Here is a 13696-nt window from a genome sequence, read left to right as displayed (position 1 = left end):
CTTAGAAGCAAGAGTAGAAGCTGAATATGGAGCCACTGAAGGAAAATTAAAAATAGCTAAGAGAGCTAAAGAATTAGGATTAGATGCTATACATGATACAGTTCATGAAATGTGTAAAGATGAAGCTAGACATGGTAAAGCATTCTTAGGATTATTAGAAAGACATTTTGGAAAACAAGCTTAATATTATCTTAATATCAAAAGACACTTATAACTTTATAAGTGTCTTTTTTATCTTTTAAGGAATTATAAATTACCTGAATTATGGATAGCTTATAATCCCAACTGATGAATTTGTACAACGGACGCAGTTGTCGGAGATATGAAGTGGAGTGACCACGCAAAGGCTTAAACGAAGTGAATTTTTTATACTGAGCATTTTTTGTTAAATATTCTAATATTTTAATATATGATATTACATTCTAAGGAGGATTAATATGAGAAAAAGCCCAATTAGTCCTATGAAAAATCCAGATAAAATTAAAAATTATTGGATTAAAGAAAGGAAAACTGTAGCTTTACTTACTATATTTGGAATTTTATATAATGTAGGAATGATAGCTCGTCCAATTTATCAGGGGAAATTGATAGATGCTTTAATAGAGAAACAAAATTTATATAGATTGTCTAAATTATCACTCACTTTTATTTTAGTTATAGGATTAGTACAGTTTTTTAGATATTTAAAAAGATATTTTGTTAGGCAGTTTGCCAATAGAACTACAGCAACAATGAGATTTATGATTTATAATAATTTAATTCATAAAAGTGAAAAAGAACTTCACAATGAAAATATGGGAAACCTTATGACAAAAGCAATATCAGATGTGGATGTTTGTGTAGAAGGTATGAGAAAATCTACAACAGAAGTATTCGATACTGGAGTGCTATTCATAACATATTTTATAACTCTTTTAAATTATGATGTAAATATAACGTTATGTGGTAGTGTATTTATTCCTTTGGCAGTATTGATAGCTGAGAGATTAAAAAAAGTCATATTTAAATTTACGAGGGAATATCGTGAAAAAGTATCCCAAATTTCAGACTTAACTTATGATAGAATAGATAATGCTATTTTATATAGACTGTATGGAAGAGAATTAGATAACAAAAAAATATACGAAGTAGAATTATCTGATTTTGAAAGAAAGGCGATTATAGCTAATGTATGGGAAAATGCCATGCAACCTATTTATAATGTTATTGCTATGAGTGGAATAATATTTGTTATAATTATGGCTGGTAATCAGACTTATAATGGTAGTTTTACAGTAGGAATGTTTTCATCATATATATCTTTATTTACTGTAATGGCAGTTAAAGCTAGTAGAATAGCAAAGTTGTTTAATACTATCCAAAAGTCTAGGGTTTCATGGGGGAGAATTAAGACCTATCTTAAAGAATATCACAAAACAGATAAAAAATTAAACTATATGAATGATGACATATATTTAAATATAAAACGATTGGATTTTTCTTATAATGAAAATGATTATATAATAAAAAATTTAAATTTAGAAGGCAAAAAAGGTGATATTATTGGAATTACTGGTCCTATTGGTTGTGGTAAATCAACATTAGGCAAATTGTTTTTATGTGAATATTCCTATGAAGGAATTTTACAAATTAATAATAAAGAATTAAGAGACTATAGTCCATATGAAAGAAGTAAATTGATTTCTTACTTGGGTCATAATCCAAATTTAGTATCTGATACTATTTATAATAATATAACTCTAGGAGATGATGGAGATATTTCTCATGTTTTGAAAATGGTTTGTTTTGATAAAGATTTAAAATACATGGATGATGGAATATATACATTGGTTGGAAATGGGGGAATAAGACTTAGCGGAGGGCAACAAGCTAGAATTGCTCTTGCCAGAACTCTTTACCATAAAAATAAAATAATAATATTAGACGATCCTTTTTCTGCTGTAGATATGATTACAGAAAAATCTATTATTGAGAATATGAGAAATAATTATAAAGACTCCGTAATTTTATTAATTTCACATAGATTATCAATTTTTAAGTACCTAAACAAAATAATATTGATAAAAGAAGATAAGAGTATTGATTATGGTAATCATGAGGAATTATTAAATAATTCAAGTTTATATATGCAATTATATAATTTACAGCAAAGAAAGGAAAGTGATAAAGATGAAGAGTAAAGTAGTGAAATTAATTACTGATGTCTTTAAAAAAACGAAGTTACTTACCTTTTTATTAGTAATTGTAATAATTGGAACAATAAGTTTGAGTCTAGTTACTCCTCAAGTTTTGAAATATATAATTGATGATTACTTGATAGTGGGAAAAAATAAAGATTTGTTAATACCGGCGTTTATATATTTTACATCTATAGCATTAGTTGGTGTTTTTAATTTTGCTAAAGAAGGTTTTATTACTATTTTTGGTCAGAAAATAATAAGACGTATAAGAGAAGAAATGATGAATAAGCTAGAAAAAATACCAATTGAATATTTATCTTTAAATGATAGTGGTTCTATAGTATCTAGGTTTTCTAACGATGTGGAAGTAGTAGGTGCCTTATTCACTAATGGTATAATTAGCATGGTAGTAGATGTATTTAAAATTATAGGAATAGTTTTTTCTATATGGATGTTTAGTTATAAATTAGGGATATTAGTTATTGGTATTATACCTATAATTTATTTTCTAACAAGAACATTTCAAAGAAAGATGTTAAGTGCACAAAAGACCTATCGTATACTAACAGCAAAAGTAAACAATCATATTCCAGATAGTATAAATAATATACAGATGATAAAATCTTTTAGCAAAGAAGAGTATATGGAAGCAAAATATATTGATTATTTGAATGAAAGCTATGAAGTTATGGATAAAATAAATTTTTATGATTCTATTTTTTCACCAATTATATTAATTATAAGATCTATTGTAGTGGCTATAGTAGTTATTCTATCAAGTGATTCTTTAGATATTTTAGGGATTTCTATAGGAGCAGTTGCTGCTTCAATTGAATTAATAACAAATATTTTTAGTCCTATAGAAAAATTAGGGATGGAATTACAGAGTATTCAGCAATCAATCGCAGCTATCTATAGGATAGATGAATTCTTAGAAGAAAAAGAAGAAACTAAAAAGAACTTTACTTTAACATGTGATACAATATTAAAAGACAGAAGCAATATAGATATAGAATTTAAAAATGTATATTTTTCTTATGGTGAAAGTAAAGAAATTTTAAAAAACATCTCTATAAGTATTAAATACAAAGAAAATATAACTTTCGCAGGAAGAACAGGAGTAGGGAAGAGCACAATATTTAAGCTTATTTTAGGTTTGCTAGAACCTGAAAAAGGAACTATTACATTAGGAGGAATAAATGTAAGTGAAATTCCTAACAATCAAAAGCGGAAAATATTTGGGTATGTAGAGCAAAGTTTTTCTTTTATAAAAGGAAGTGTATATGATCAAATTAGTTTAGGTGATAAGGACATAAATAGAAATGAAATTGAAAGTGCTATTAAATTTGTAGGATTACATGATTATGTTATAAATTTGGATAGAGGGTATGAAACAGCTGTAATGCCTTATTTATTTTCGCAAGGACAGTGCCAATTATTATCAATAGCAAGAGCGATAGTCACAAATCCTCCAATAATGTTATTAGATGAAATGACTGCAAATTTAGATTCAGAAACAGAGGAAAAAATAATTTATGTACTTAAAAATGCTTCTAATGAAAGAACAGTTCTATGTATATCTCATAGATTATCTTCAAAGTTAACTTCTGATAAGATTATTACTTTAAAAGATAGCAGAATTATAGTAGATGAGAAATAATATATATAATTTAGATTTAGAAAAACCTCAGTATAAATATTTATACTGAGGTTTTGTTATATTAATAAGTTAAATTATTTATTTAAGTTAGATAAATCTTTAGCTATTTGAGCAGCAACTTTAGCATTATTATAAACTAATTGTATATTAGAAGCTAAGCTTTTTCCTGCAGTTATAGTTTTTACCTTGTCTAATAAGAAAGGAGTAACATCTTTTCCGCATATGTTTTTTTCTTCAGCTTCTTTTAAAGCAGATTCTATAGCATTATTTATAGTATCATAATCCATTTCAAATTCTTCTGGTATTGGGTTAGCTATAACCATGCCACCTTTTAAGTTTAAGTCCCACTTAGCTTTTAAAGCAGAAGCAACCTCCATAGAAGAATCAACTTTGTAATCTACACCAAATCCTGATTTTCTTGTGTAGAATGCAGGCATTTCATCAGTTCCAAATCCAACAACTGGAACACCGTTTGTTTCTAAGTACTCTAAAGTTAAGCCTATATCAAGTATTGATTTAGCTCCAGCGCATATTACAGCAACGTCAGTGTTAGCTAATTCTTGTAAGTCTGCAGATATATCCATAGTAGTCTCTGCACCTCTATGAACTCCACCTATTCCACCAGTAGCGAATACTTTAACTCCTGCTAAGTCAGCTAATATCATAGTAGTAGCAACAGTAGTAGCACCAGTTAATTTTTTAGATATTATGAAAGGTAAATCTCTTCTACTCGCTTTAACAACATTTTTATTAGTTGCTAAGAATTCTATTTCTTCTTTAGTAAGACCGACTTTTAAAACACCATCTATTATAGCTATAGTTGCAGGTATAGCACCATTTTCTCTTATTATTTCTTCAACTCTGCTAGCCATTTCAACGTTTTGTGGGTATGGCATTCCATGAGATATTATTGTTGATTCAAGAGCAACAACTGGTTGACCATTTTTAACTGCTTCTTGAACTTCTGGATGAACGTGTAAGTATTTTTCTAACATATTATATAAACTCCTTTATTGTTTTTTCTACTAAATCCACACTTAAATTAGGATTTATTGTATTTTTATGAGATAAGGCTAAAATTGAGCAACCTACAGAAAACTTAGCAGTTTCTTCTAAAGTTAAATTATTTATGTATCCATAAATTATCCCTGACATAAAGGCATCTCCAGCTCCTGTAGCATTTATTATATCAATTTTAACACCTTTTATATGAAGAGATGTTTCTGTATTAGCACAGTATACACCTTCACTACCTAAAGTGATAAAGACGCTTTTAACACCTTGATTTATAAAATATTCACAAGATTTTTTAGCATCATCAATACTTTTTATATTAACACCTGATAATGTTTCTGCCTCATATTTATTTAATTTAATACCTTCAAATCTTCCTAGAATATTTTTAATTTTTATACATTTTGATGTTGAAACAGTATCAACAAATATTGGTAGGTGAGAATAAGTTCTAGTTATAAATTCAATAGCTTCTTGTGACAGATTTGTATCTATTATTATTGCTTTAGAATCATCCAAAGACTTATGTTTTAAATGAATAAATGATTCATCAAGTTTCTCAATTATATCCATATGACTTATGGCAAGTTGCATATCTTTTGAGTTATTTAAAATAGAAACATAAGTTGATGTAGGGTATTCGTCTGAAACAAAACAATCATTTATATCAATATCTAAATTTTTACACTCTGATAAGATAGTTTTTCCATATAAATCATTACCAACTGCAGAAATAAACTTCGTAGCAATATTAAGCCTACTAATGTTTTCAGCTATATTTCTTCCAACACCACCTAATGAAATATCAATTTTACCTGGATTAGAATCATACATTATTAGATCTTTGTTAGGGAAACCTTGAATATCCATATTAGATCCACCAATTACGGTTACATAGTTTTCCTTTTTTAATATATAACCTTTTCCAAGTATATATCCTTTTTTCATAAGATTGGTTATATGAACAGCCACAGAAGTTCGAGATATATTTAACATGTCTGCTAACTCTTGTTGAGAAATCATAGGATTATTTTTTAAAATTTGTAAAATTTCTTTTTCTCTGTAAGTCATATAATCACCTGAAATTAATATTTGTTTATTTGAATAAACATTTGTTAATGATATAGTATCATTATGCAAATATAAAATCAATGTTTTTTATAAAAATAAATAATAATTATATATTTTACTTTATTAATATATGTATAGTATTCTTGCATTTGCTTTTCTAAATATATGAATAAGTGTAAATTTTTTACTAGAAGTGTATTTCAATTTTTTATGAAAGTCAACAAAAGAGAATATAGTATGATTTATGATACTTAATGTTAACTTATAATATTCTAGTGTCAATAAAGAAGAGACAATAAAAGAAATTAGAAATTATTATAGAAATAATATAAGCCAAGTAATTTCTAACTTGGCTTTATTTTTATAATTCATTACCCTATATTTTCAAATTGTTTTAGTAATCTTGCATAATCATATCCTTTAGAAGTTAAAAAATATTCAACTCTTGGAGGGTATTCATAGAAAAACTCTTTAGATATTATGTCATCTTCCTGCAACTCCTTAAGTTTTTCATTAAGAACCTTATGACTAATACCATCATTTAATTTTAGTAAGTCAGTAAATCTTTTTCTTCCTGTAGATAAGCTAATTATAATAAGTAATTTCCACTTACTACGTATAGCTTCAAAAGTCATATCTAATTTACATATACATTTTTTCTTTTCTTTAGTCAAGTTTATCATCTTCCTTTGTCAAATATTATTATGATATTATTATTTATTATTATTTTAATCAAAAAGAAAGAAATGATACTAACCTTTTAGTAACAATAAGAACTATTTTGAGAAAATGAATTCCAAGTGCTTTTATTCAAGAATGAAATGTTTAATATTGAAAATTGCATTAGAATAGTAATATTTATATATAATTGAAAAATATGTAACAAGAATATTACACCATTAAAAATATAGAAAATATACAATATAACGAACTTTATATTAGAAAATTATTTTTTATTGACTAAAAAAGATATTTTTAATTTGAGATCGAAGTGGTTTTGAAAGGAAAATTGCAAAAAAAAATAAATTACATTCTTTTTTTAATAAAAATATACAAGGGAAAACGATATCTAAGTGTACAAGGTTAAAAAAATGCAATTTGCGTAATAAAATATGCAATATCGTATTGAATTGTATTAAAAAATAGAATATAATAAGTATATATGAAAGAAAAAATAAAAATTATTCATTTTTTAAACTAATTAGTAAATAAAATATATTAATTTGAGGAGGATATAAAATGGAATTTTTAAATGAAATGATTTTAAAAGTAAATGATTTTATATGGAGTTATATATTAATTGCAATGTTAGTCTCATTAGGTCTATACTTTACTTTTAAAACTAAGTTTGTTCAATTTAGATATTTTAAAGAAATGTTTAGGCTTTTAGGTGATGGTGCATCAGGTGAGAAGAAAGAAGGATCAATATCATCTTTCCAAGCATTTTGTATATCTACAGCTTCAAGGGTTGGGACTGGTAACATAGCAGGTATAGCGATGGCGGTAGTTGCCGGAGGTCCTGGGGCAGTATTTTGGATGTGGCTAATTGCATTAATTGGTTCTGCATCAAGTTTTGTAGAAAGTACACTTGCTCAAATATATAAAGTTAAAGACGGAGAAAGCTTTAGAGGTGGTCCTGCGTACTATATAGAGCAAGGTTTAGGAAGTAAAAAGATGGGAGTACTATTCTCAGTATTGATAACAATTTGTTTTGGTTTTATATTTAATGCAGTTCAATCTAACACAATAACAGCAGCATTCAGTAATGCTTTTGGTTTTGATAGATTAGTAGTAGGAGTAGTACTAGCTGTAGCAACAGGTATAATAATCTTTGGAGGAGTGCATAGAATAGCTAAAGTATCGGAGATTATAGTTCCAATATTTGCAGTTTTATATATATTAGTTGCACTATTTGTTGTAGTCATAAATATAAGTGAAATACCTAATATATTAAAACTGATATTTGAAAGTGCTTTTGGACTTAGAGAAATGTCAGTTGGTACTATTGGTGGTATGATTTTAGTTGGTGTAAAAAGAGGATTATTCTCAAATGAGGCAGGTATGGGATCTGCACCTAATGCAGCTGCAACTGCAGATACTACTCATCCAGTTAAGCAAGGTTTAATACAAACTTTAGGTGTGTTTACTGATACAATAGTAATTTGTAGTTGTACAGCTTTTATAGTTCTTTTATACCCAGATTACTCTACAGCGGGATTAGAAGGCATAGAATTAACTCAAGTTGCTTTAAGTTCACAAATAGGACCAATAGGTAATATATTTATAGCTATATGTATATTATTATTTGCATTCAGTTCTATAGTTGGAAATTATTATTATGGAGAATCAAATATAGACTTTATAAGTGGAAATAAAACAGTTCTAAATGTATTCAGAGTAATAGTTGTAGGAATGGTTCTATTTGGTTCGGTTACACAAGTTGCTATAGTCTGGAACTTAGCAGATGTATTTATGGGACTTATGGCTATAATTAACTTAGTTGCTATAGCTTTACTTGGTAAATATGCATTTATGGCATTAAATGATTATACTAAACAAAAGAAAGCTGGAATAAAAGACCCTGTGTTTGTTGCAGCGAATATAAAAGGATTAGAAAAAGTTTCTCAGTGGAAAGCTGATAAAGAAGAAAAAGCTATATAATCATAGAAGACTGACTTTTGCAAGTCAGTCTTTTTTATATTACTAAGGGATTATAAGTTATCTAAATTATGGGTAATTTTTACACTTTGAAAAACTTATACTAACTTACTTTTTCTTGACATAAGTTTACTTTTACATTTTCTATCCTGTTATCATCAATGTCTAATACAGTTAATTGATAAGTATCTAGAAGTAAATTAATATTTTCACCACTACATGGAATTCTGTTCAATGAAGAAATTATATATCCATTTATCGTATCACAGTCTTCGCATTTTATATTTGTACTAAAAAAATTATTAAAGTCTAAAATTGACATATTACCTTTAATTATAAAAGTATCATCTCCTAAATCTTTTATCTTGGAATTATCAATATCATATTCATCATCTATATCACCCATTATTTCTTCTATTATGTCTTCCATTGTAACAATACCAGAAAAACCTCCATATTCATCAATTAATATGGACATATGATTTTTACTTTGTTTAAGAAGAAGAAATAACTCATCAATTTTTTTTGTTTCTGGAACAAAACAAGGATAATGCAATATTGTTCTCAGATCAACACTATCGAAATTCTTATCAATTAATATAGATATTAAATCCTTTACATATAAAATTCCGATTATATTATCTACAGAATCTTCATATACAGGAACTCTTGAATATTTACTACTTAATAATACTTGAAGTTTTGACTGAATATCATCATTAATATCAAGTAAAATAGTATCTGTTCTAGATGTCATTATTTCCTTTGACATTTTATCTGAAAAATCAAAGACTTTATCTATTATTTCTTTTTCCATATAGTTTATTGTTCCGTTTTTTTCCGACTGAGTAATTAATAGTTTTATTTCTTCTGTTGAAATATTATCATCTTCTTCAACATCGTTAATTTTAAGTAGTTTTAAAACTATTTTTGTTGATAAAGATAGAATTTTTATGATAGGATTTGCTATCTTTGATAATACATAAACTGGCTTGACTGAAAATAATGCTATTTTTTCACAACTTTTTAAAGCTATTCTCTTAGGTACTAATTCTCCAAATATAAGTGTTAGAAAAGACAATATAAGTGTTATTAAAATCATAGAAAACTCTCGTGCATAAGGGATATTTAGAAGTGATAATACATTAAATAATCTTACTGACAAAGTTGTGGCAGCAGATGCACTAGAGAAAAATCCAGCTAGAGTGATTCCTATTTGAATTGTAGAGAGAAAATTACTTGGATCTTCTAATAGTTTTTCTAATAAGATTGCCTTTTTATTTCTATTTTCACTTAGACTTTTAATCTTATGCTTGTTCACTGATACAAATGCCATCTCAGCAGATGCGAAAAAAGCATTAATCAGTGTAAGTATTAATATTATTAATAGCTGAGGAAAAACACTCCTCGAGAGGTCATCAAGACTACTCATTAAAACTCCTCCTAAAACTTTATTAATATTATTATATATATAATATAGGTAAATTATATTAAAATTGTGTAAAATTATGAACGAAAATTAAATATTGTTCAATGTTAATTTTTATGATATATTACAGATACAAATTAGAAAGGATTAAAAATTATGACAAATATAAATATAACAGATGAAGAATTAAAAGAAATAGAGGCGATTGCTGAATTAGCGGGAGGATGTACTAATTATTTATTAGATTCTTTAATAAATCCTGATACAGAAGAAAAAATTAAATTAGAAGAAGATGCTCAAAAGGAAATATATAAGATAGTTCTTGGAAGAACAATGGAATACATAGAAGAGAATGATTTTCCAGACTCAGAAGATAGTTTTGAAAAATATGTAAGTGATATATTTACATATGTTCAAAATAACTTAAATAATAAATACAATTTAAATAAAAGAATAGTAGAGCTTATGGAAAGTGAAGAGTAAAACTTGGATTTTCAAATTATTATATAATACTGTTGTCTAATAGAAGCAAACTATAAAAGGACTTTGAATTTAATCAAAGCCCTTAAAATGACGTGTTTTATTTTATTTAATTATCTTATATCTTTAATTAATAATAGATAAGCGCTTGCGCTTTGAAGGAAGTCTTCACCTTCAACTCTAGCAACTGCTACATTATGATTATCATATACATAACCGTATTCATCAACTCTACCAATAGGAGAATTGCTAACATGGTTATTATGAATTGTTCCGTCTAAATCAATTCTACCAATAGGAGAATTATTTACAGGATGAGAATGAATTATATTGTTAGTGTCTATTCTTCCAACTGGACAATCATGATATAAATGATTATGTATTATACCATTACAATCTACTCTTGCAACTCCTAGTGAGTTATAAGGAAAATTTACTATAGTTCTTGCCATATTATACACCAACCTTCTAAAAGATTATACTATATCGAATATTATGATATTTTATATTATTAAAATTTGACATAAAATCATTGAAACCTTCAAAATATATGTAAGTATACAGGATACTTTCAGAAGTCGTATTTTATATGATAAATAATATGTATAATAAAAAATAAAAAGGTAGAACGTTAATATTTAGGTTATAAGAAGTAATTTTATTAGTAACATATAATAATAAAACCACAAAGATAAAGATCTTTGTGGTTTTTTATCTATTAACCTATTCCACCTAGCAATGTTCCAAGAATTATAACTGAAATAGTAACAGGTACAAATATATATCTTCCAAAGAATATAAACCAAGAACCTAAAGGTCTTTTAGCACCTTTATTTATTTCAGCTAAAAAATCACCTTTGTATAAGAAGAAAGCAACTATTGCAACTATCATTGCACCACTTGGAGAAAATGTTATTGTAATAAAATCAGCAAAGGTATTGAATTTATTAATATCTACTGCTAAAGGTAGTGAACAGACAAAGCAAATAATTGATACTAAAATTGAAGCTGTTTTTCTATTTATTTTTGATGATGAAATTATTGCTTCTACAGGTCCTTCAAGCATATTTACAGAAGATGATATGGCTGCAAGTATTATACTTAGGAAGAACAAAATACTTAATATATTGCCATATGGCATTTCATTAAATATTGAAGGAACTGTTATAAATAATAATGATGGTCCAGCTGATGGATTAAGTCCAAATGCAAATACAGCAGGCATTATCATAAATGCAGCAAGTAAAGCAGCTATTGTATCAAATAAAGCAGTACTAAATGATGACGAGATAATATCGAATTTTTCATCAGTGTAACTTCCATATACAACCATTCCACATCCAGAAAGTGAAACTGTAAAGAATGCTTGTCCTAAAGCCATTATCCAAGTGTTAGCATCTAATAAAGCGTCCCATCTTGGCATTAACAAAAATTCCACACCGTCAATTGCACCAGGTAGAGTTAAAGCTCTTATAGTTAAAATAATAAATAATGAAAGAAGTAGTGGCATTATTATTTTATTTAACTTTTCAATACCTTTAGTTACTCCTAAGCAAACTATTAATAAAGTTATCAAAAATGCTAATAAAACCCATGGTATTGATGCAGATGTCCCAGCGAATGAATCAAAGTAAGTTGCAGGATTTATTTTTGATATATCACCAGTAACACTTAATGCAAAGTATTTTAATATCCAACCTATTACTATTGAGTAGAATATTAATATACCTGTTAGACCAAGAACAGGTATTGAAGCTACAATTGAAGCCCCCTTTAAATTTCTTGACTCAAAAACTTTTTTAATACCTATGTTAGAGCCAGATTTAAATGCTCTACCAAATGCAAATTCTTCTATAAGACCACATGTTCCAAGCAGAAATACAAATAGGAAGTATGGTATTAAAAAGGCAGCTCCACCATATGTTCCAAGTTTATATGAAAACATCCATATGTTTCCTAAACCTAATGCAGCCCCTACACACGAGACTACAAATCCAAATTTTGAAGAGAAAGTTTCTCTATTTTTTTTCTGAGATAAATTAGTACTCATTTTAATTCCTCCTAAATAGTAATTTAAAAATTTTAATTATTAATTTCCATAATATATAAAAAGACCACATAGTTTCTATGTGGTCTTTCTAATTGAAAATAAATTAGGCCACATAGTATAATCTACATGGCCTAATTTATCCTATATTAATAATCCATCATAGATACAAATTTTATTTGTATCTATGATGAATATGTATCAAATCATAAATACAAACTTAACTATAATAGCTCCAGTAATATGTATTAACTTGTACTAAGTTTAAGTTTGTAAGTTTCATTTTAATAATCTCCTAAAAATTTTTTCTTAAATAAGATTATATTTGTAGAAATGATATATGTCAATATAAAATTATATTAATTTAGTTGAATTCAACTTTGTAAGAAATATATTATAAACGTTATAATTTGTAATCCTTTAGGCTATAGATATGTTAAAATAAATGTATCTATATATTATGAATTAGAAAGGTAGATATATGGAAAATATACAAAAGTTTTTTACTAAGAAATTAAATATACCTAATATGCCAAAGGATTTTATAGATAATAGTATTATTTTTCAAGAGATGATGATGGAGTATTCTTGTGCAATTAATGAAATATGTACTAAGTTAGAAAATTTAATCACTGAATTTCAATTAAAACACAAGCACAATCCAATTCAGTCCATAAGTCATAGATATACATGAAGTAGCGAAACTTTTAACTGATCAAGATGATATAACTTTAATAGAAACTAAGGATTATATAAAAATTCCAAAGGAAAGTGGATATAGAAGTTTACATTTGATTGTAGAAGTACCAGTTTTTCTTGCTAGTGGAAAAACACCAATAAAAGTAGAAATACAAATTCGTACAATAGCTATGGATTTCTGGGCTAGCTTAGAGCATGAATTAATGTATAAGGTTGATGTTGATGTACCAGCAGATATTAGAAAACAACTAAAAGACTGTGCAAAAACTATTGCTGATACAGATGAGCAAATGCAAGAAATACATAAAAGAATTAGTTTGATGGAAGATAAAAATAGTATATAAATTAAGACAGTACATGGAAATGTACTGATTTTTAATTGTTAAGGAAAGTGATAGCACAAGCTTTTCTTAACATTTAAATTTTAAGAGCATAGAGAGACCTGTAATAAATTAATT

At 26.9% G+C, this 13696-nt stretch carries 12 protein-coding genes and 1 pseudogene; 7 read left to right on the top strand and 6 right to left on the bottom strand.

Going from position 1 to position 13696, the window contains the following annotated elements:
• The 3 genes and pseudogenes from J7G74_RS01850 to J7G74_RS01840 all read left to right on the top strand — a co-directional run.
• Positions 1-184: pseudogene (locus J7G74_RS01850) on the top strand (NADH peroxidase); the annotation flags it as partial.
• 253 nt (positions 185-437) lie between these two features.
• A complete protein-coding gene (locus J7G74_RS01845; protein WP_297131116.1) occupies positions 438-2180 on the top strand; it encodes an ABC transporter ATP-binding protein in 1743 nt (580 codons plus the stop codon).
• On the top strand, positions 2170-3840 hold the full coding sequence (locus J7G74_RS01840) for an ABC transporter ATP-binding protein (RefSeq protein WP_297131114.1): 1671 nt from the start codon (positions 2170-2172) through the stop codon (positions 3838-3840). The genes J7G74_RS01845 and J7G74_RS01840 overlap by 11 nt, the downstream gene beginning before the upstream one ends.
• A 74-nt stretch (positions 3841-3914) precedes the next feature.
• On the opposite strand, the gene J7G74_RS01835 is transcribed toward J7G74_RS01840, so the two are convergent.
• From J7G74_RS01835 to J7G74_RS01825, 3 genes are all read right to left on the bottom strand, one after another.
• Positions 3915-4835, bottom strand: a complete 921-nt coding sequence (locus J7G74_RS01835) for a pseudouridine-5'-phosphate glycosidase (protein WP_297131110.1) — start codon at positions 4833-4835, stop codon at positions 3915-3917.
• Position 4836: 1 nt separating this feature from the next.
• Positions 4837-5925, bottom strand: coding sequence for a PfkB family carbohydrate kinase (locus J7G74_RS01830; RefSeq protein ID WP_297131107.1), 1089 nt, complete (start codon positions 5923-5925; stop codon positions 4837-4839).
• A gap of 371 nt (positions 5926-6296) precedes the next feature.
• Positions 6297-6599, bottom strand: coding sequence for a winged helix-turn-helix transcriptional regulator (locus tag J7G74_RS01825; RefSeq protein WP_297131104.1), 303 nt, complete (start codon positions 6597-6599; stop codon positions 6297-6299).
• A gap of 565 nt (positions 6600-7164) precedes the next feature.
• Here J7G74_RS01825 and J7G74_RS01820 point away from each other — a divergent pair.
• Entirely contained in the window at positions 7165-8586 is a 1422-nt protein-coding gene (locus tag J7G74_RS01820; RefSeq protein WP_297131101.1) for an alanine/glycine:cation symporter family protein, read from the top strand.
• A 100-nt stretch (positions 8587-8686) separates the two neighbouring features.
• Here the strand turns inward: J7G74_RS01820 and J7G74_RS01815 are convergent, their stop codons facing one another.
• Entirely contained in the window at positions 8687-10015 is a 1329-nt protein-coding gene (locus J7G74_RS01815) for a hemolysin family protein (RefSeq protein ID WP_297131098.1), read from the bottom strand.
• Positions 10016-10168: 153 nt separating this feature from the next.
• On the opposite strand from J7G74_RS01815, the gene J7G74_RS01810 reads away from it, so the two are divergent.
• Complete coding sequence (locus J7G74_RS01810; RefSeq protein WP_297131095.1) at positions 10169-10495, top strand: hypothetical protein; 327 nt, start codon at positions 10169-10171, stop codon at positions 10493-10495.
• A gap of 110 nt (positions 10496-10605) precedes the next feature.
• Here the strand turns inward: J7G74_RS01810 and J7G74_RS01805 are convergent, their stop codons facing one another.
• A complete protein-coding gene (locus tag J7G74_RS01805; RefSeq protein WP_297131092.1) occupies positions 10606-10944 on the bottom strand; it encodes a hypothetical protein in 339 nt (112 codons plus the stop codon).
• Positions 10945-11210: 266 nt separating this feature from the next.
• The gene (locus J7G74_RS01800) at positions 11211-12542 is read right to left on the bottom strand and encodes a sodium-dependent transporter (RefSeq protein ID WP_297131088.1); all 1332 of its coding nucleotides are present in this window, start codon (positions 12540-12542) and stop codon (positions 11211-11213) included.
• Between the two features lie 478 nt (positions 12543-13020).
• Between J7G74_RS01800 and J7G74_RS16680 the strand changes: the two genes are divergently transcribed.
• Together J7G74_RS16680 and J7G74_RS16675 are read left to right on the top strand one after the other, a co-directional pair.
• Positions 13021-13233, top strand: coding sequence for a hypothetical protein (locus J7G74_RS16680; protein WP_330616348.1), 213 nt, complete (start codon positions 13021-13023; stop codon positions 13231-13233).
• Complete coding sequence (locus J7G74_RS16675; RefSeq protein WP_330616350.1) at positions 13220-13582, top strand: GTP pyrophosphokinase; 363 nt, start codon at positions 13220-13222, stop codon at positions 13580-13582. Before J7G74_RS16680 ends, J7G74_RS16675 begins: the two co-directional genes overlap by 14 nt.
• Positions 13583-13696: the final 114 nt, after the last annotated feature.

It is taken from the genome of Terrisporobacter sp. (genome assembly GCF_017888745.1).
GTDB lineage: Bacteria > Bacillota > Clostridia > Peptostreptococcales > Peptostreptococcaceae > Terrisporobacter.
The sequence above is the reverse complement of the archived record's forward strand: the minus strand, read 5'-3'. Positions and strand labels throughout refer to the sequence as shown.

Excerpts from the sequence above, each read along its gene's own strand:
- J7G74_RS01845 (WP_297131116.1), top strand. The coding sequence starts at position 438 with ATGAGAAAAAGCCCAATTAGTCCTATGAAAAATCCAGATAAAATTAAA.
- J7G74_RS01805 (WP_297131092.1), bottom strand. The coding sequence starts at position 10,944 with ATGGCAAGAACTATAGTAAATTTTCCTTATAACTCACTAGGAGTTGCA.
- J7G74_RS01835 (WP_297131110.1), bottom strand. The coding sequence starts at position 4,835 with ATGTTAGAAAAATACTTACACGTTCATCCAGAAGTTCAAGAAGCAGTT.
- J7G74_RS16680 (WP_330616348.1), top strand. The coding sequence starts at position 13,021 with ATGGAAAATATACAAAAGTTTTTTACTAAGAAATTAAATATACCTAAT.
- J7G74_RS01810 (WP_297131095.1), top strand. The coding sequence starts at position 10,169 with ATGACAAATATAAATATAACAGATGAAGAATTAAAAGAAATAGAGGCG.
- J7G74_RS01840 (WP_297131114.1), top strand. The coding sequence starts at position 2,170 with ATGAAGAGTAAAGTAGTGAAATTAATTACTGATGTCTTTAAAAAAACG.
- J7G74_RS01815 (WP_297131098.1), bottom strand. The coding sequence starts at position 10,015 with ATGAGTAGTCTTGATGACCTCTCGAGGAGTGTTTTTCCTCAGCTATTA.
- J7G74_RS01830 (WP_297131107.1), bottom strand. The coding sequence starts at position 5,925 with ATGACTTACAGAGAAAAAGAAATTTTACAAATTTTAAAAAATAATCCT.
- J7G74_RS01800 (WP_297131088.1), bottom strand. The coding sequence starts at position 12,542 with ATGAGTACTAATTTATCTCAGAAAAAAAATAGAGAAACTTTCTCTTCA.
- J7G74_RS01820 (WP_297131101.1), top strand. The coding sequence starts at position 7,165 with ATGGAATTTTTAAATGAAATGATTTTAAAAGTAAATGATTTTATATGG.